Annotated in this window: 19 protein-coding genes; 13 read left to right on the forward strand and 6 right to left on the reverse strand. The window is 44.6% G+C overall.

Annotated elements, in window-relative coordinates; all coding sequences use genetic code 11:
• Window positions 1-125: 125 nt before the first annotated feature.
• Window positions 126-1007, forward strand: coding sequence for a cupin-like domain-containing protein (locus E2R65_RS04780; RefSeq protein ID WP_134335317.1), 882 nt, complete (start codon window positions 126-128; stop codon window positions 1005-1007).
• Between the two features lie 132 nt (window positions 1008-1139).
• Here the strand turns inward: E2R65_RS04780 and E2R65_RS04785 are convergent, their stop codons facing one another.
• The 3 genes from E2R65_RS04785 to E2R65_RS04795 all read right to left on the reverse strand — a co-directional run bounded on the left by E2R65_RS04785 (window position 1140) and on the right by E2R65_RS04795 (window position 3102).
• Window positions 1140-2243, reverse strand: a complete 1104-nt coding sequence (locus E2R65_RS04785; protein WP_134335318.1) for an NADH:flavin oxidoreductase — start codon at window positions 2241-2243, stop codon at window positions 1140-1142.
• 17 nt (window positions 2244-2260) lie between these two features.
• Window positions 2261-2560 carry an ArsR/SmtB family transcription factor gene (locus tag E2R65_RS04790; protein WP_134335319.1) on the reverse strand — a complete coding sequence of 100 codons (300 nt, stop codon included), beginning with the start codon at window positions 2558-2560 and terminating at the stop codon, window positions 2261-2263.
• Between the two features lie 122 nt (window positions 2561-2682).
• Complete coding sequence (locus E2R65_RS04795) at window positions 2683-3102, reverse strand: YybH family protein (protein WP_134335320.1); 420 nt, start codon at window positions 3100-3102, stop codon at window positions 2683-2685.
• 176 nt (window positions 3103-3278) lie between these two features.
• On the opposite strand from E2R65_RS04795, the gene E2R65_RS04800 reads away from it, so the two are divergent.
• From E2R65_RS04800 to E2R65_RS04835, 8 genes are all read left to right on the forward strand, one after another.
• Window positions 3279-4157, forward strand: coding sequence for a carbohydrate kinase family protein (locus E2R65_RS04800; RefSeq protein WP_158285215.1), 879 nt, complete (start codon window positions 3279-3281; stop codon window positions 4155-4157).
• A 13-nt stretch (window positions 4158-4170) separates the two neighbouring features.
• Complete coding sequence (locus E2R65_RS04805; protein WP_134335322.1) at window positions 4171-4404, forward strand: hypothetical protein; 234 nt, start codon at window positions 4171-4173, stop codon at window positions 4402-4404.
• A 110-nt stretch (window positions 4405-4514) separates the two neighbouring features.
• Window positions 4515-5615 carry a vWA domain-containing protein gene (locus tag E2R65_RS04810; protein WP_134335323.1) on the forward strand — a complete coding sequence of 367 codons (1101 nt, stop codon included), beginning with the start codon at window positions 4515-4517 and terminating at the stop codon, window positions 5613-5615.
• A gap of 112 nt (window positions 5616-5727) precedes the next feature.
• On the forward strand, window positions 5728-7227 hold the full coding sequence (locus E2R65_RS04815) for a sigma 54-interacting transcriptional regulator (RefSeq protein ID WP_134335324.1): 1500 nt from the start codon (window positions 5728-5730) through the stop codon (window positions 7225-7227).
• Between the two features lie 27 nt (window positions 7228-7254).
• The gene (locus E2R65_RS04820; RefSeq protein ID WP_134335325.1) at window positions 7255-8517 is read left to right on the forward strand and encodes a metallophosphoesterase; all 1263 of its coding nucleotides are present in this window, start codon (window positions 7255-7257) and stop codon (window positions 8515-8517) included.
• Window positions 8518-8641: 124 nt separating this feature from the next.
• Entirely contained in the window at window positions 8642-9538 is an 897-nt protein-coding gene (locus tag E2R65_RS04825; RefSeq protein WP_229704689.1) for a UbiA family prenyltransferase, read from the forward strand.
• The gene (locus E2R65_RS04830; RefSeq protein ID WP_134335326.1) at window positions 9528-10151 is read left to right on the forward strand and encodes a class I SAM-dependent methyltransferase; all 624 of its coding nucleotides are present in this window, start codon (window positions 9528-9530) and stop codon (window positions 10149-10151) included. The genes E2R65_RS04825 and E2R65_RS04830 overlap by 11 nt, the downstream gene beginning before the upstream one ends.
• Window positions 10152-10387: 236 nt before the next feature.
• Entirely contained in the window at window positions 10388-10777 is a 390-nt protein-coding gene (locus tag E2R65_RS04835) for a putative toxin-antitoxin system toxin component, PIN family (RefSeq protein WP_134335327.1), read from the forward strand.
• On the opposite strand, the gene E2R65_RS04840 is transcribed toward E2R65_RS04835, so the two are convergent.
• The 3 genes from E2R65_RS04840 to E2R65_RS04850 form a co-directional block, all read right to left on the reverse strand.
• The gene (locus E2R65_RS04840) at window positions 10774-11460 is read right to left on the reverse strand and encodes a response regulator transcription factor (RefSeq protein WP_134335328.1); all 687 of its coding nucleotides are present in this window, start codon (window positions 11458-11460) and stop codon (window positions 10774-10776) included. The two genes, E2R65_RS04835 and E2R65_RS04840, sit on opposite strands and share 4 nt — an antisense overlap.
• A gap of 283 nt (window positions 11461-11743) precedes the next feature.
• Window positions 11744-13387, reverse strand: coding sequence for a sensor histidine kinase (locus tag E2R65_RS04845; RefSeq protein WP_134335329.1), 1644 nt, complete (start codon window positions 13385-13387; stop codon window positions 11744-11746).
• 6 nt (window positions 13388-13393) lie between these two features.
• Window positions 13394-15283, reverse strand: a complete 1890-nt coding sequence (locus tag E2R65_RS04850; RefSeq protein WP_134335330.1) for an alpha/beta hydrolase family protein — start codon at window positions 15281-15283, stop codon at window positions 13394-13396.
• A gap of 136 nt (window positions 15284-15419) precedes the next feature.
• Here E2R65_RS04850 and E2R65_RS04855 point away from each other — a divergent pair, with 136 nt between their 5' ends.
• The 4 genes from E2R65_RS04855 to E2R65_RS04870 all read left to right on the forward strand — a co-directional run bounded on the left by E2R65_RS04855 (window position 15420) and on the right by E2R65_RS04870 (window position 19456).
• Window positions 15420-17228 (forward strand): tetratricopeptide repeat protein, encoded by a 1809-nt coding sequence (locus E2R65_RS04855; RefSeq protein ID WP_134335331.1) that lies wholly within the window; start codon window positions 15420-15422, stop codon window positions 17226-17228.
• Between the two features lie 274 nt (window positions 17229-17502).
• Window positions 17503-17805 (forward strand): DUF4286 family protein, encoded by a 303-nt coding sequence (locus tag E2R65_RS04860; protein ID WP_134335332.1) that lies wholly within the window; start codon window positions 17503-17505, stop codon window positions 17803-17805.
• Entirely contained in the window at window positions 17805-18362 is a 558-nt protein-coding gene (rfbC, locus tag E2R65_RS04865; RefSeq protein WP_134335333.1) for a dTDP-4-dehydrorhamnose 3,5-epimerase, read from the forward strand. The genes E2R65_RS04860 and rfbC overlap by 1 nt, the downstream gene beginning before the upstream one ends.
• Window positions 18363-18625: 263 nt before the next feature.
• Entirely contained in the window at window positions 18626-19456 is an 831-nt protein-coding gene (locus E2R65_RS04870) for a M57 family metalloprotease (protein WP_134335334.1), read from the forward strand.
• Window positions 19457-19483 lie beyond the last annotated feature (27 nt).

Here is a 19483-nt window from a genome sequence, read left to right on the forward strand (position 1 = left end):
TTATTACGTGTATCCCCATAACACAACCTTAACATCTCTATCCGGTTTTTATTTTGTTCTTTTGATAACTTTTCGGAGATAATTACGTCCAATACGTAGCTTTTACAATCCGATACACTATAGATATGAGTTTTATATTAAACCCGATTGATACTGTTGAGAACATCAGCGCGGAGGATTTTAAGAAAAATTATCTTGATCCGCGCCGCCCCCTGGTTATTAAAGGCATGACCAAAGCCTGGCCCGCCCGTGATAAGTGGACACCAGAATACCTGAAACAGGTGGTAGGTAAAAAGGTGGTGCCGCTGTATGATAACTCTAAGGCCGATCCTTCAAAACCCATTAATTCATCGGCTGCAGAAATGCCCTTTGATGATTATATCGACCTCATCAAATCACAACCAACCGAGCTGCGCATCTTTTTCTTTAATATATTTAAACAAGCGCCCCAATTGCTGGATGACATCGTTTTCCCGAAAGACCTGATGGGTGGTTTTCTGGAAAGCATGCCCTCAATGTTCTTCGGTGGCTCCAACTCGGTTACTTTTTTACATTACGATATCGATCTGCCGCACATCTTCCATACCCATTTTGGGGGCCGCAAGCATGTAATATTGTTCGAGAATAAATGGAAACGCCGTTTATACTGCATCCCCAACGCTACCTATGCTTTAGAGGATTATGATGTACTAAACCCGGATACCAAAAAGTTCCCCGCGCTGAACGGTGTGCAAGGCACAGAAGTTTTCCTGGAACATGGCGACACCTTGTTTATGCCAACCGGTTACTGGCATTGGATGAAATATATTGATGGCTCTTATTCCCTTAGCCTGCGCGCCTGGGATGCATCCATTAGCCGTAAGGCAGCCAGCGTGTACAACCTGGCGGTAAAAGGCGGTTTAGATAGCCTCCTAAAAATGGCATTCAAAGAAAAGTACGCCAAATACCGCGAACACATTGCCATTAAATGGGCAGAGCAGGAATTGGCCGCCGGCAAACCGTATTAGTTTAGATTTGAGGTATATATTATTAGCTCCGTTTAAGAATAATATTTAAGCGTTTGGCATAACGCTATTAAAACAAAAGAGGTCTGCTGCAAATTGCAGCAGACCTCTTTTGTTTGTCGTCAATCCTGATATTTACATCACCAATTCGCCAAGCGCTTGCGGGGTAAAACCTTTTAATTCATCGGTTTCGCCATTACGGATCTTTTGGGCCCAGGCCGGGTCAGATAATAATGGCCTGCCTACGCCTACCAAGTCAAAATCGCCACGATCAAATCTCCTTAATAATTCATCTAATGAGCTTGGCTGAGAGCTTTCGCCGGCAAATGCGCCAAAAAAATCACCGCTTAACCCTACCGAACCAACGGTAATGGTTGCTTTGCCGGTTAATTTTTTAGCCCAGCCTGCAAAGTTAAGGTCGCTGCCTTCAAACTCCGGCTCCCAGAAACGGCGTTGCGAGCAATGCAGGATATCCACACCGGCATCAACCAATGGCGTTAACCAAGCTTCCATTTCCTGCGGATCTTTAGCCAGTTTAAAATCATAAGCCGACGGTTTAAACTGTGATAGCCTGATGATCAGGGCAAAATCTTCGCCTACGCGCTTGCGCACTTCTTTAATTACCTCTACACCAAAACGGGTGCGTTCGGCCAGGGTTTTACCACCGTAAACATCGGTACGCTGGTTGGTGCCATCCCAAAAAAACTGGTCTATCAGGTAACCATGTGCGCCGTGGATCTCTACGGTATCAAAACCTAAGGCTTTGGCATCTGCCGCGGCCTGGCCAAAGGCAGCAATGGTATCGGCAATATCGGCATCCGTCATGGTGTTACCGTTTGTGTTACCCGGCCTGTTCAGGCCAGACGGGCCTTCAAACGGCTGCGAAGGTACCCAGCCCGATGCGTGGTTATCCATCACCCCCATGTGCCATATTTGCGGCCCCATGGCGCCGCCTGCAGTGTGCACTTCATTAATCACCTGTTGCCAGCCGGCCAAAGCATCAGCGCCATAAAAATGCGGCACGTTAGCATCGTTTGATGAGGATACGCGGTTAATAACCGTTCCTTCTGACAGGATCAGCCCCGCTTCACCTTCGGCGCGTTTTTTATAATACGCGGCAACATCGTCAGTTGGTACACCATTGGGCGAGAAGGAACGCGTCATGGGTGCCATTACGATGCGGTTTTTAATATTTAGGGTTTTCAGGCTGAACGGCTTGAATAAACTATCTGTATTCATGATATATGCTTGTTTAATTATATTTCTTTTTGAATGAGTTCGCTCAACGCGGCAAAGGCTTCTTCGTTGCGTTTGTAGTAGGTCCACTGCCCGGCGCGGGTAGAAGTTACCAGGCCCGCACGCTGCAGGCTGGTTAAATATTCGGACACGGTAGATTGGGTAAGCCCCGATTTTTGGTGGATCTGCCCTACGCAAACGCCATGCTCAAAGCCATTTTCTTTTTGCTCGGGGAAATGATATTCAGGGTCCTTCAACCAGTGAAGTATTTGTAACCTGGCCTTGTTAGAAAGTGCTTTAAAAATCTCTACCTGATCCATAGCGCAAAGATATATCGGCTTTTTCCGATATTCCAATTAATATTGGCGATATGACAGTGAGTTGATAAAAGGGAAAACTTAAAGAAAGGTAAATATCGGAAGAGGCGATAACCCGATAAAAGCTAACTCGTGTGATCGCAAACGATCTTCCATTCGCCGTTCACCTTCCTAAACCAGAGGGTAAAATAGCCACCGGGGGTGTCTTTTTCGCGGGCAAGGCTCCAGGCCCCCATCACAAAAGCATCGGTTTTGCTTAATAGCTGCACCTTATCCAGCCTAAAGGTTAGTTTGCCCATAGCTGCTTTATCCGGGTAGCTTTTTTTATAATTATCAAGCGTTTGCTGCCAGCCGTAAGTTGGGCCGCGCTTACCGATGAACATCAGCGAATCTGATTTCCAATAGCCTTGCATAAACGCATTTACATCGCCGTTGCTCCAGGCAGTTTGCTGGTTATGCATTACTTTGATGATGGCCTCCCTATCCTGAGAGAAGCAGCAAAACGATGCAAGGATCAAAAGGGAACAAAGGATAAGCTTTTTCATAGCCTAAATATAACCGGGATTTATCAGATTTAAAACATTAAACAATTTTAAGTTGGGGCAAACCGCAACTACTTGTTAAACAATTGTTAACAAATTGGGCGGCTTGTTATTCAAAATTTAACATGGTTTACCATAAATCCTTTTTAGATTTACGGCTTATTGTTCCGATATATCATATGAAAAACAAGGTACTTTGTTTTGGAGAAGTTTTATGGGATGCCTTTGGCGATGAAAAAAAAGCAGGCGGCGCCCCGATGAATGTTGCAAGGCACCTGGTGCAGCAGCATGTTAACGTAAAATTTGCCAGTCGTGTAGGCAGCGATGCCCCGGGTGATGAACTGGTGGCATTCCTGAAAAACAACGGGCTGCATTCGCCTATGATACAAAGGGACAGCAATTTGCCTACCTGCGAGGTTACGGTAGAGCTTGATGATAAACACCAGGCTACCTACATTATTCCCCAGCCGGTTTCATGGGATAATATCCAACTGGATAATAATCTGAAAGATGGCGTACAGGATGCATCTATTATTGTTTTTGGCAGCCTGGCCTGCCGCGAAAAAGCCACGCACGACACACTAATAAACCTGCTCGACGAAACCGACGCCATTAAAATATTCGACGTAAACCTGCGCCACCCGCATTATACGCTGGCCACCATAGAAACACTTGCCGCCCGTGCCAACGTTATTAAGATGAACGAAGAAGAGGCCGATTTGCTTATCGGCGGCAGCAACGGCGACCTAAAAGGTAAGATCACCGAGTTTCAGAAAAAATATCATACCAAAACCATCTGCGTAACCCGCGGCGATAAAGGCGCCATTGTATGGCACGATTATGAGTTTTTTGAACACCCGGGATTTTCTGTTGATGTAGCCGATACCGTTGGTGCCGGCGATGCCTTTTTAGCTACTTTTATCACAGGCTTAATAGAGAATAAACCCATCCCTAAAATACTGATCAATGCCTGCGCTATTGGTGCTTTTGTAACCAGCCAGCGTGGTGCCAACCCGGTTTACAACCAGGACGAGATAAGCCGCATTAAAAAAAGTTAAGCATGGCATTTTAATGGGAACAAGAAAAAACAAATATGAAAAATTCATAGATGAGCTTTTTTCTAGAATAATTGAAGTTAATGGTTTGGAAAAAACAACAATTGGTACCTTCTGTACTAACTTCAATAATGACCCAAATTCAAAGCCATTATCTAATGTAGAATTGAATGATATTTGGTCTTTAGAAATAGCAGATTCTATGGTAATTAGGTCTATCAATATTAGACGTATGAATGATAAATACTGAAAAGATTTAAATATTGTCATGCTTAGCTAACAATTGCGCTTAAATGGCGGTGGTTTCAAACTTTTCAAGCAAATAATCCGTTACTTTATATTCATACGAAAGGGTAACATATGCGTGGTTTTGGATTTTCACAGTTTAAGCCAAACCAGATCCCAAAAGGCGGATTTGAAGAATTACTAAAACTATTCCTGGAATTATTAAACTATACCGCAGGTGATGCCGGCGAGGCTTTATCATGGCTTAACGAGCTGGATAAACAGTACAACATCACCAACGATGAGTATGGTATGGGCGATTTTATTGACGAGCTAAAACAAAAAGGTTACCTGAACGAGGATAACGAAAGCGGCGAATTCAACATCACGGCCAAAACAGAGCAAAGCATCCGCCAGTCGGCTTTAGAAGAGATCTTTGGCAAGCTAAAAAAATCGGGTAAGGGCAACCACCGTTCGCCGCAAAGCGGGCAGGGCGATGAAAAAAATGCCGAACGCCGCGAGTTTGAGTTTGGCGATAGCCTGGACCAGATAGACATGACGCAATCCATCCAGAATGCGCAGGTTAACCACGGGATAGGCGGCGATTTTATGATGACCGAGCGCGATCTGGAAGTAGAGGAAATGGACTACAAAACCCTAACTTCTACCGTGCTGATGATCGATATATCGCACTCCATGATCCTTTACGGCGAAGACAGGATAACCCCTGCCAAAAAAGTAGCTATGGCACTGGCCGAGCTGATCCGCACTAAATACCCTAAGGACACTTTAGATATTGTGGTTTTTGGTAATGATGCCTGGCCTATTACCTTGCAGGATTTGCCTTATTTGCAGGTTGGCCCCTACCATACCAACACCTACGCCGGGCTGGAACTGGCTACCGATCTGCTTCGCCGGCGCAAAACGCACAACAAGCAAATTTTTATGATCACCGATGGTAAGCCCACCTGCTTAAAAGAAGGTACCAAGTATTATAAAAACAGCATCGGGCTGGACAGGAAAGTGGTTAACAAAACATTGAACATGGCGGCACAGTGCAAAAGGCTTAAAATCCCTATCACTACGTTTATGATCGCGAAAGACCCCTACCTGCAGCAGTTTGTGCGCCAGTTTACCGAAACCAACGGCGGCAAGGCGTTCTACAGCTCATTAAACAACCTGGGCGAATACATTTTTGAGGATTACGCCAAGAATAGAAGAAAGAACGTAAGGTAGTCTGAAAGTCTGGAAGACCGAAAGTCAGAAAGACAGAAAGACAAAATAATTAACAATTAAAAAGTTTCTTCCGGACTTTCGGTCTTACGGACTTCCGGACAAAAAATAAAAAATGAGCATAAAGAACATAAATACCCTGGGCGAACTTAAAAAAAGCGGGTATGTAAGTCGTTCTGTTAAGGACGAATTAAGGGCTAACCTAATTAAGCAGTTACAACAAAAAGAAGGCGGCTTTGAAGGCATCATCGGATTTGAGGATACCGTAATACCCGATCTGCAAACCGCTATCTTATCCCGCCACAACATTTTATTGCTGGGCTTACGCGGCCAGGCAAAAACACGTATCGCCCGTTTGCTGGTAAACCTGCTGGACGAGTATGTACCTTACATAGAAGGATCTGAATTATTTGATGACCCTTTGGCCCCTATCAGCTGGTATGGCCACACTACGGTAGAAAGCAAGGGAGATGAAACCCCTATCGGCTGGATCCACCGCAGCGAGCGTTATACCGAAAAACTGGCTACCCCTGATGTTACCGTTGCCGATCTGATAGGTGATGTTGACCCCATCAAGGCAGCCACCATGAAACTGACCTACTCGGATGAGCGTGTGATCCACTTTGGTTTGATCCCGCGTGCGCACAGGGGCATTTTTGTGATCAACGAATTGCCCGATCTGCAGGCCCGTATCCAGGTATCGTTATTTAACATACTGCAGGAGCGCGATATCCAGATCCGCGGGTTTAAACTTCGCTTACCCTTAGATATTCAATTTGTATTTACGGCCAACCCGGAGGATTATACCAACCGTGGCTCCATCGTAACGCCGTTGAAAGACCGGATAGAGAGCCAGATACTGACCCACTATCCACGCACGGTAGAGATCTCGCGGAAGATCACCCAGCAGGAAGCCCTGCTTACGCCGGAACAACGCAGCACCATTGAGGCCGACGGCCTGGTGAAAGATATGGTAGAGCAGATTGCCTTTGAAGCGCGTAACTCCGAGTATATCGATAAAAAATCGGGGGTATCTGCGCGTTTAACCATCTCCTCCTACGAAAACCTGATCAGTAATGCCGAGCGCCGCATGATCATCAACGGTGAAAAAAGCACCTTTGTGCGTATCTCCGATTTCCTGGGCGTGATCCCTGCCATCACCGGCAAAATCGAGCTGGTTTACGAAGGCGAACTGGAGGGCCAGGGCAAGGTGGCTAACATCCTGATCGGAAAAGCGGTTAAAACGCTGCTGCTGCAATTTTTCCCCGATCCGGAGAAGGCCAAAAAAGCAAAAACACCAAACCCATATACCGAGATCATTAACTGGTTTAGCGATGGCAACACCTTATCTTTAGTGGACGACCTGCCATTAGCCGAATATAAAAAGGCCTTAAATGCAGTGCCGGGATTAAAGGAAGTGGTAAAAAAATTCCACCCGAAACTGAGCGAGAACCAAACGCTGCTGCTAATGGAGTTTATTTTACACGGCCTGGCCGAATTTTCGCAGCTGAATAAAGGTTTTTTAGATAATGGGTTTGCTTTTTCGGATATGTTTAACAGCCTGTTTAACTTAGAGCCCGACGATGACGACCTGGATATCGACGACCGTTATTAATAATTTTATTCATCAGCTTAATACATAATGCAGGGCAATACCTTTTACATCATCCTGATACCTCTTATCCTTTTAGCCCTTGATTATTACTTATTAAGGGGCTTATACACCGCGTTTAAGTTTACGCGTAAAAAGTGGTTTTTAGGCTTGTATTGGTTTGCTGCCTTGTTTATAGTAGCCGTTTTATTGCTGGGTGTTTACAGTAAAATGTCGGTTGGTGTGCGGGGGGCATTCCTGTTCCTGTTTTTTATTACGTTTATATTTAAGCTTTTTTACGCGCTGTTTATCTTAATTGATGATCTGCGCCGGTTTATCACTTACCGTATCCGTAAAAACAAATCAACAGAAACAGCTCCGGCTCCAGAATCTTTCAGATCCATCCCACGGTCGGAGTTTTTGATGAAGGCCGGGATACTGGCGGGGGCCGTGCCGCTTTACCTGATAAAGCACAACATGTCTAAAGGGATATATGACTACAGGGTACAAAATGTAGACCTGTACCTGCCTAACCTGCCCAAAGCATTTAACGGCATGCGCATCGGGCAGATCTCTGATATCCATTCGGGCAGTTTCCATAGTGTGCATAATATGCAGGGCGGTGTACAAATGCTGCTGAACCAAAAAACAGATGTGATATTTTTTACCGGCGACCTGGTGAACGGCCAGACAGCGGAAGTGAACCGTGTGATAGATGTTTTTAAGAAGGTGCGCGCACCTTTAGGCGTATATTCTATTTTGGGCAACCACGATTACGGCGACTACGGCAAATGGGCCACCGCTGCCGATAAAGCTAAAAATCTGCAGGATATGCACCAGGCCCATAAAACCCTGGGCTGGGACCTGCTGACAGACGAACATCGCCGCCTGAAGATAGACGGCCAGGAATTAGGCATTTTAGGCATCGGCAACTGGGGCGAAATGAGCCGTTTCCCGAAATACGGCAAAATGGAAGAGGCCGTTAAGGGTACGGACGATCTGCCGGTTAAACTATTATTATCGCACGACCCATCGCACTGGCGGGCCGAGGTTATCCCCAAATATCCGCAGATAGACGTGATGTTTAGCGGGCATACCCACGGCATGCAGTTTGGCGTACGCACACCCGATTTTCAGTGGAGCCCTATCGAGTATGTGTACTCTGAATGGGCCGGCCTATACCGCGAAAAGCACCAGCAGATCTACGTAAACGTAGGTTACGGCTTTTTAGGCTACCCCGGCAGGATAGGCATACTACCGGAGATAACGGTATTTACCTTAAAAGCCGGCGAAGATCCTGCTTTAAAGGCGTAAAAGCAGTGGAAATATGCGATTCCTTCCCCCGGGAAGGTGCAGTAAGGGGTTATCAAAATATAGCTTCGCCTGCAACAAATAATTATTCCATTTTTACTGCCATTGCTGTACTTTAGCCAAACCGATGAAAAAAGCCTTAAAAAGTGCGTTTGATTTTTTGCTTTTCAGTAATATCTTCATGTCGTTATGCGCGGTGGCGCAGGCTTTGGTTACCTTTCATCTTATAGATTCTAAGCCGGTTTATACGGTGGCAGGGTTACTTTTCACCTCAACCCTCAGCATCTACAATTTTAGCATCTTACTTAGCAAACCCAAGCACCCCGAGCGGTCGCCATACAAGCGGGTACGCTGGTTTTTTGCACATTACCGGCTCATGGTCACCTTCACGCTTATCGGCCTGCTATCGCTTATTCCCCTGTTTTTTTTACTGTCGATGGAATCGCGCATTTTGCTGGTGTTTCTGTCTGTACTTTCATTTTGTTACAGCTTACCGCTATTTAGTGTAGGCGAACAAAAGTTTGGGCTGCGTAACATCCCCGGCCTAAAAACCTTTTTAATTACCCTGGTGTGGACACTAAGCTGCGTGTTGCTGCCCATATTAGAAGCGCAGGACCTGCACCTGGCCGAGGTATCCGCGCGGGATATTACCCTATCGGTTGCCAAACGCTTCCTGCTGATATTTGCGCTGGCGATCCCCTTTGATATCCGCGACCTGTTCAGCGACCGCCAGGCGGGCTTAAAAACCATCCCGGTAGCCTGGGGCGAAAAGAACGCCTACCTGTTTTGCCAGGTATTGCTGGCAGGGTATATCCTGCTGCTTTTCCTGTTCAGAAACAATGGCTTTAGTATTGATTTTTTTGCACTGACCACAACCGCCGTACTGATGGGCTGGCTGATCTTTAAATCAAAATGGGAAAAGAACGAGTACTATTACTTTTTTTATATGGATGGCGTGTTGATACTGCAGTATGCGGTGATCATCGGTTTCAGCCTGATCTTTACCGGTAGCTATGCCGGCTAACTACGATAACTCGGCAAGTTTTTATGACAGGCTCTCGCGGCTGGTATATGGCAAGGCCTTGATCAATGCACAGGTTTATTCGCTGCCCTATATCCCGCAAAACTCAGGCATCCTCATTGTTGGCGGCGGCACCGGCTGGCTGCTGGAAGAAATAACCAGGCTTTATCCATCCGGCTTAAACATCACTTACGTCGAGATCTCGGCCAACATGATGGCTTTATCCCGTAAAAGAAACACCGGCGGCAACAAGGTAACTTACATTCATTCGGCAATTGAAAAAGCCGCTGTGCGGCAGGGTTTTGATGTAGTGATCACCCCTTTTTTGTTTGATAATTTTACCGAAGCAAATTTACCCACGCTATTTGGCCACATCCATCAATGCTTAAAACCCGGTGGCCTTTGGTTAAATACTGATTTCCGGCTGACCGGCAAATGGTGGCAGTATGTGCTGTTAAAAAGCATGCTGCTGTTTTTTAAAGTATTATGCGGGGTAGAATCCTGGCGCCTGCCCGATGTGGAAAAACAATTTGCCCTGCATAAATATCAAATACTGGAAGAGAAAAGTTTTTTTGGAGATTTTGTGATGAGTAAAGTTTACAAAAAGCCCTTTTAATTATTGTTATTACGATTTTACTTTTTATTATATTTGAGTATGGAAAGATTAACAATACAAATTCCTGAAAAAAAATCGAAGCTGATTAAATTTTACTTAAGGAATTAGGTGTAACGATAGAAAATGACACTTATAGATTAACAAAAGAATTAGATTCAATGATGAAAGCAGGTAAAAAGCCATCAATGGATGAAATAGTAGAAGAGGTTCGTGCTGTAAGAGCATCCAGGTTATAAATGGTTGTCGTTATTGATTGCAACATCTGGATTACGCTTGCATTAAACAGACAAGCAAACTTAATCGCTACCTTTCAGGAAAATGATATAACTGTAGCAACCTGCCAGCAGTTGCTGCGTGAATTATTGGACGTAATAACACGGCCAAAATTTGAAAGATACTTCTCTAAAGCTTATATCGATAAATTTTTTCAAGTATATAATTTAAATACTGTTACGTTTTCGCTTAAACAAATTGATGATGTAGTTGCTGATAAAAAGGATAATTATCTTTTTGCATTATCTAAAGCAGACTATTTTGTAAAAGGCGACAAGTTGTTATTACAGGTTAACAAATATGAAAACACATCAGTCATTTCATTTGCTGAATTTAAAATGTTGATTGCCTAATACACAAACTTATACCCTATCCCCCTAACTGTTTGCAGGTAGGTTGGCGAATCGGGGTTGTTCTCAATCTTTTTGCGCAGGCGTACAATATGCATATCCAGCGTGCGGGTATTTACATCGGCATTATAGCCCCATACTTCCATCATCAGTTCTTCGCGGTTTATTACCTTGTTCTTGTTTTTCAGGAAGTACAGCAGTATGCGATTCTCCAGTATCGTCAACTCGGTTTTGCGTCCGTCGCGTATCAGCAGGTGGGTGTTGGGCAGGTGCTCCATGTTCCCAAACTTGTGCGATTCGGGCTTCTCGTTATTTAACGAAAATTTGATCTTGCTGTCGATCATTGCCACCAGCACATCCATATTAAACGGCTTGGTGATGTAATCGCTCACCCCAAAGTTATAAGCGCCGATCTTATCGATATCCTGTGCTTTGGCGGTCATCATAATAACCAGCTTATCAAAACCTTTTTCGCGCAGGCTGGCGCAAACCTCGCTGCCCTGTTTGCCGGGCAGCATCCAGTCCAGCAATACAATATGGGGTTGTTCGGCCAGTATAATGCGTTCGGCTTCTTCGCCGTTACCGCTTTCCAAAACCTTGTATCCCTCGCTTTGCAGGCGTTCGGCCACCAAAAATCTCAGGTTCTCATCATCCTCTACCAGTGCTATTTTAATTTCTTTGTTCATTTGTCGTAATCCATATGTTTTGCACCTACGGCGCAATAAATTGTGTTTTTGTTTTATCTACAAAGCGTTAGCTCCTACGGAGCATCCATTAATCAATATCAGATCCTTCTGCCTGTAGGCTATCGGGCTTTCTACAAAGCGTTAGCTCCTACGGAGCCATTCCATTTATCAATATCAAATTCTTCTGTCTGTAGGCTATCCGGGCTTTCTACAAAGCGTTAGCTCCTGCGGAGCCATCCATTTATCCATATCAGATCCTTCTGCCTGTAGGCTATCCGGGGCTTTAATGCCCTAACGGTAATGTAACTATAAACGTTGAACCTATATTAAGTTTGCTGTCAACCGTAATTTCGCCGTCCATAAAGTTAACCAGTTCTTTGCAAAAAGCAAGGCCCAGGCCTACGCTGCCGTTTTGATTGTACTGATTCTCTATCCGGTAAAATTTTTTAAAAACGTCGCCCTGTTCATACCGGGCCATGCCTATCCCCTTATCAGTAAACGAAAATACGATATTGCGCTTATCGGGCCGGATGTTGATAAACAATTCCTTTTTGCCCGGGTGCGAATACTTATAGGCGTTTTCCATCAGGTTTTGAAAAATGCTGCCAAGCAATACCGGGTCGCTATAAAACCGGGTAACCTCATCAATAGTGTACTCCAGTTTAAAATCCGGATACTTTATTTTAAAGGTATTGATGTAGCCGTTCACAAACTCCCTAATGTCTATCTCCTCGCGCTTAACGGTTATCGACCGGTTCTCCAGCTGCGTAAACGAGAGCAGCTTATTCATCAGTTCGTTTAGTTTGTCAGCCTCTTCATCCAGTATTTTACCGTAATGGCGGCGCTGGCGTTCGCTCAGTTCGGCATCGCCCTTAAGGTTAGATCCGGCAATCTTAATAACGCTTACCGGTGTTTTAAACTCATGGGTAAAATTGTTTATAAAATCGTATTGCAGCTTAAACACCTTTAGGTTTACATTCAGGTTGCGGTAAATAAGCCAGCTTATAAGCACCAAAAAAATATAAATAAGCAATACAATGGCCCCTATGGGCAAAAACCGGCGGTCTATCTCGCGTTTCAGGTGCTCGTTGGTAGCGGTAAAATACAGTTTAAAGTTAGAGAATGCGCCGGGCAGCGTCACCTCCGTTATTTTGCGGGCGCCCTCTACATCCAGCGGGTCGTAAACAACGGGTTGTATGGTTACCTGCTGGTACAGTTCCGGGTGGGTGTTCTTTACTTTCAGCCCGTGGGCATCCAGTAAAAAGGTCATCATGTTTTGCTTATAAAATGCCTTGGTGTTTTCGTGTTTTAATAAGGATTGATAGATCCTGATATCCTCGCGGCGGGGGATATTCAGGTAGCTGATCTTATCGGGCGTAACATTATAAAACGTATGGAAGATCTCGTCCTGTGTGGGCAGCCTGGAGGTATCGGCTACGCTGATAAAGTTGCTTAACTTTAAGGCCATCTCCCTAAAATCTTCGGCGTTTGACCAGGCCATATCTTTAAGCCCTTTCACCTTGTTATGTTTGGGCTTAAACTGATAAATGGCCTTTACAGATATACCCGCATTGTTGCTGAACCTGGCTGTTGCCGATGGGTTGCCTATCTGGATATCATAAAACAAAACACGGCGCACAAACGGATAGTTTTTAAATACCGTAGCCGAGTAATTGGCCGCCGAGGCCGAATCCAGGAAACCCTGGTAAGAGGTGATCTCGGGAATTTTTATCTGGAAAAAATCGGTATAGGGCTTAATAGTTTGCTCCTGCACCTCAATCTTTTTAGACGAAAATTCGTTCTCTACATACTTGGCCGTCAGATTATAGGATATTATTACGGCGACAACCAGGCTAACGGTTATCAGCACCAAAAAAGCGGTTATCAGCGAAAAACTTTTGCGGTATAGATTTTTCTGCGCTTTCATAACAGGTTACGGTTTAACCTGCATGTTGGTGTTCAAAAAGGTTTCTATCTCGGCATACATTTCCATACGGTTATTTTCGCTTTTAAAATAGGCGCGTTCGTTCTCTTTAAGGCGATAAATTACCGGCACGTTGCGCTTTTTAAGTTCGCGCACAAACTGGTTAAGCTCGCTGATGTTGGCGCGCGGGTCTTTAGCCCCCTGGAATATCAGTAACGGGCTTTTGATCTTATCCGTATGAAAAACCGGCGATATGGCCCTTAGCTGGTCGGCATCCGTTTCGGGGTTACCAACCATCTCGTAAGTCATTTTAAGATAGGGTTTAAAAAACGGCGGTGCATCTTTCAGATAAGTAAAAAAGTTAATGAGGCCGTATTTAACAATGGCGCAGTTATAAATTTCGGGATGAAACGATACGCCGTACAGGGCCGAAAACCCACCAAAGCTACCACCAAATATGGCTATTTTTTTAGGGTTGGCAATTTTATTGGCTATCAGCCATTTTACGCCATCGGTAATATCCTGCTGTATCTTACCGCCCACCTGTTTAAAGCCGGCACTGCGAAAAGCCTTGCCATACCCTGCCGACCCCCTGTAATTTACCTGGAACACGGCATACCCGCGGTTAGCTAAAAACTGCACCTCGGCATCATAATCCCACGAGTTGCGGCCCCAGATATTATCGTGCGGCATCACCACTACGGGCAGGTTTTTTTTGTCTTTGCCCTTAGGGATGGTTAAATAACCGTTTATCAGCATCCCGTCGCTCGCTTTAAAAGATACCGGCTGCATATCGCAAAGCTCTTCGGGTACTATTTCGGGGTTAACATCGGCCAGCTTGGTCAGCTTGTCGGCGCTGCGTTCATACAGGTAGTATGATCCCGGGTTTTTATCGGTAGAACTTACAATAATAAATTTATTCTCGGTGCTGTCGCGGTCAACAATATCTATCTGGTTGCCCTTTATCTTAGCCGATAAATTATTGTACATCGCCTCTATCCCCTTATCCAGAAAATGCTTTTGCGGTTTAGCCTCTTCCCAGGATACCAGCTCGGGCCGGTGTTTGTTTTTGGAGTAGGCTACATCCAGTATATCTGCCTTATTGCTGGCGTAAACTACTTTCTCTTCCTTACCGTTCTCTGCATTTATCTCTATCAATGCCGTTTTATCGCGGTTAACATTTGATAAGGCATAAAAATTTGTTTTTATCCCCGTAAAGGCAACCGGCTCCACTCTATCCGTAAAGTTATTTTTTATGATGGGCTTAAACGCCGCTTTATCATTAGCACGAAACAGGATGGTCTCGTCTACCCCGTCAGATACCTTTACCAGCCTGATGCCGCCATCCGCATCGGGATACCATTTGGTGATATTGCCGGGGTTTAGCAGGTAGGGTTTCAGTTCGCCGGTTTTAACGTTAAGGCGGTAAACATCAAAGTTAACCGGGTCGCGCTTGTTCATGGCCACGGTGATCACGTCGGGCTGCAGGCGGTTGCGGTTAAGAATGCGGATGCGCGCCTTATCTAAATTAAGCAGGCGTTTTACTTTAAGGGATGCAACATCAAAAGTATAGATCCTGAATTCGTCTATCGCAATAATATCCTGTGTAAACACAATCTGGTTGCTGAAAGTCCAGGTGTAATCGCGCACGGGGTAATCGGTAAAGCTGGTTGCCATGTGCTCGTCGCCGGTCTCTAAAGATCGGATGTAGATATTTTGCTTATCTTTATAAGGCTTTAAATAAGAGATGTACTTACCATCGGGCGAGATTTTAAAAAAGCTCTTCTCGGGTGTCTTAAAAAAGTCACTTACAGGTATTTGCCTTACATCGTTTTGTTTGCAAGCACAAATAAAAACGATAACGGTAATCAATAAAAATGATCTTAAACGACCGGGCATCTGCTTTATCTTAATTGTTAATACGTGGTTAAAATAGTACTTTTAGTTAATGTTTATGTTAATGTCACTACAATTTTACCCGCTTATAACGTTACATATTCCTGTACCTGTAAAGGGCTAAAATTATAAAAAAAGAATGAAGCGACTGTATATACTTGCACTGGTATGTTTTATTTTCGGCACATGCGCTTTTGCCCAGAACAACGATCTGCAACTGGCCCGGCAATATGCGGCAAACGGCGAGCAGCAAAAGGCGCTGGATATGTACCAAAAATTGTTTAAACAGGATAACGAGGTGTATTTTCAGGCGTACCTGAATGTGCTGGTAACCTTTAAAAAGTTTGACGATGCCGAAACCATTACTAAAAAAATGCTGCGCAAATATCCGGGCAGCAACTCATATATAATTGCACTTGGCAATATATATACCCAGCAGGGCAATACCGATAAAGCCGATGCCATTTATAATGATCTGATCAAAAACCTGCCTGCCGATCAAAACGCCATACAGGGCATAGCATCGCAGTTTTACCAAAATGCCAATGCCGATTATGCCATTAAAATTTTTATCCAGGGCCGCAAAATACTGCATAATGATGCCGCTTTTTCTTTTGAGCTCATCAGCCTTTACCGCTACAAACGCGATAAGGAAGGCCTTACCGAAGAGTACCTTAATTTTTTACCCGGCAACCCGGCATTCATTAGCCAGGCCGAAAATACGCTGGCCGGCGTTTATGAGGGGCCCGAAGATTACGACATGCTGAAAACGGCCCTACTGAAACGCATTCAGAAAGACCCGCAGCAGGTTGTGTATCCCAACCTGCTTACCTGGCAATACCTGCAGCAAAAACAGTTTAACATGGCCCTTAACCAATCGCTTGCGTTAAGCCGCAGGCTAAATGATGATGGCACCGATGTATTTGAACTATGCCGCACGCTGGTAGCCAACGAGGCTTATGATGATGCCATACGCGGTTACGAATACATCATCACCAAAGGCAGCACTAACCCCAATTACATTCAGGCCAAAACAGAACTGATCAATACCAAAAACTTAAAGGTAACCTCGGGCAGGTATATTCAGGCCGACCTGTTAAGCCTGGAGCAGGATTATATTGGCTTACTGAATGAATTTGGCCGCAACCGCAGCACCGTGTTTGCCATGCAAAAGCTGGCCAGTTTGCAGGCGTTTAAACTGCACAAATTAAAAGATGCCCAAACCCTGCTGGAAACAGCCATTACCCTGCAAGGTGTAAGGCCCGCCCTGATGGCCGCCTGCAAGCTTGACCTGGGCGACGTTTACCTGCTGAACAACCAGCCCTGGGATGCCACCTTATTATACAGCCAGGTAGAAAAAGACAACCCTAACACCGCTATTGCGCAGGATGCTATACTGCGCAATGCAAAAATGGCCTATTACACCGGCGATTTTAACTGGGCCCGCCGCCAGCTGGATATTTTAAAAGCTGCCACCACCCAACTGATCGCCAACGATGCTTTAAACCTGTCGTTACTGATAAGTGATAACCTGAGCGCAGATAGCAGCGGCAATGCTTTAAAAATCTATGCACGGGCAGATTTGCTGATATTTGCCGGGCAAACCGATAAGGCCCTGGTTACTTTAGATAGCATTGATAAAAAATACCCCGGCAATGCGCTGGAAGCCGATATACTGATGGCCAAAGCCCGCATCCTGATCCAGCAGAAGGCCTTTGCCGACGCCGTGGTGATCCTGAAAAAAATAGCCGAACAGCACGCGTTCGATCTTTGGGCCGATGATGCCGTATTTATGCTGGGCGATATTTACGAAACCAGGCTGAACGATGCCCCCCTGGCCAAAACCTATTACCAAAAAATTATAACAGCTTACCCCGGCAGCCTTTGGATAAACGATGCACGTAAACGTTTCCGGCTGCTAAGGGGCGATAAGAATGATGCTTCGTAACTCTGGTTTGTTAGTTGAGTATCATTCACTAACTAATTACTTTGACAACTTTTAAAAAGCATTGACAACTTTTAAAAAGTTGTCAATGCTAAAATTAACAGGTGATGTGTTTTAATCGGCGAATGATTCATTAACTAATAGCATTGACAACTTTTAAAAAGTTGTCAATGCTAAAATCAACAGGTGCTGCGTTTAATCGGCGAATCAATCACTAACTAATAGCTTTGACAACTTTTTAAAAGTTGTCAAAGCTAAAAAATAGTACTTTTACCGCATGATTGTTTACAACGACACCGTAATTTTAGATGACACCGTTGAGCAGGAATGGCTCGACTGGATGAAGAACGTACACATCCCGGCGATTATGGCTACCGGCTGCTTCAGCTCGTACCGGTTGCTTACCATCATCGATTCGCCTAACGAGGGCATTACTTACTGCGTACAGTTTAATGCTGATACGATAGAGCAGTTTCAGGAGTATTACAAAAAACATCTTTTTAAATTTCAGGATTTGCACCAGCAACAATTTAACGAGCGCTTTGTATTATTCAATACTTTAATGAAAACTGTTGAATAATGAAAGTTACCGAAACACTTATACCCGGCGTACTGCTTTTTGAACCCAAAGTTTTTACCGACGACCGCGGCTACTTTTTTGAAAGTTACAGCAAAAAGGCCTTTACCGATGCCGGTATCACTGCCGATTTTGTGCAGGATAATCAATCCCTATCGCAAAAAAACACTATCAGGGGCTTACATGCGCAGGCGCCGCCCCATGCGCAGGGCAAACTGGTAAGGGTGATACAGGGCGCTGTATTGGATGTAGCGGTTGATATCCGCAAAGGCTCGCCTACCTACGGCAGGCACGTGGCTTATGAATTATCGGCACACAATAAACTGCAGCTATGGGTACCGCCGGGCTGCGCACACGGCTTTTTAACCCTGCAGGATGATACTATCTTTGTTTACAAGGTAAGCGGAGGCCTATATAACAAAGCATCAGAGATTGGCCTGGCCTGGAACGACCCCGAAATAGCCATTGGCTGGGGCGTGGCCGAGCAAGACGCCATTTTATCTGCAAAAGACCAGGTACTGCCTGGCATAAAAAACTTTAATAGCCCCTTTACCTATTAAAAAGGGCCTTTAAAGCAAATAAAGCCTTTTTTTACAGATTAACACTACAGTTAAAAAAATTACAAGTCCTGTTGTTTTACAGGGCTTTTTTTATGCTATACCAATAAAACGCACAACTATTATGTTTATTTTGATTAAATTGTTAATTATTTGTTAAAAAACACCGCAACTTTTTATAACTTGTATTCGTAAACAAAATATAGCTGGCCAGCTAATACATCTTATAAACAAACTTATCGAACAACTAAACAACTTTCAAACACATGAAAAAATCATCATTTTTTAAAACCGGCATTGTTGCCGTGTTAGGTGCAACCGTTTTATTTGCCTGCTCAAAAAACAACAGCAGTACTACTGTAACACCGGTTAAGAACGGCGTTTCTGAAGCAGCTTTAAAAAATATTCAGGACCTGGGCTTCAGTACAGACCAGGTAAGAAAAGTAGGTGATAACTACCTGGTAGAAGGCGATATTATGCTAACCCCGGAAAACCTGACCGAGGCAAGCACCAGCCCTAATGTAAGGATTGCTGAAACTGAGCAATACCGAACCACCAACCTGGTAAAAAACCTGCCGCGTACCGTAACGGTATCCATCTCTAACCTGCCAACTGTGTATGCTACGGCCACCCAAAACGCAATTGCACGTTATAATGCGCTTAACTTAACCCTTAAATTTCAGTTTGTGAGCAGTGGCGGCCAAATAAAAATTGTCGGCTTTAACGAAGGCCCAAGCGGCGGTTACATCACTTTAGGCTCATCGGGCTTCCCAACAAGGCAGGGTAACCCATACAGCGAGGTACAAATGAATACCAATGCTGCTGCCTATGGCACTAACCCGGATGTTAATTATTTAACATCAGTGTTACAGCACGAAATTGGCCATTGCATTGGTTTCCGCCATACCGATTACTTTAACCGTGCTTACAGCTGCGGCGGTACTGCAACAAACGAAGGTGCATCAAACGTAGGTGCGGTACTTATCCCGGGCACGCCATCAACTGCTGATGCTGCTTCATGGATGCTGGCCTGCTCTAACGGCGGCGACCGTACTTTTAACGCAAATGATAAAATTGCGCTTAATTACTTATACTAAGCAAACAGTATTTTGTATTTAACTATT

This window comes from Mucilaginibacter phyllosphaerae, assembly GCF_004378255.1.
GTDB classification, from domain to species: domain Bacteria; phylum Bacteroidota; class Bacteroidia; order Sphingobacteriales; family Sphingobacteriaceae; genus Mucilaginibacter; species Mucilaginibacter phyllosphaerae.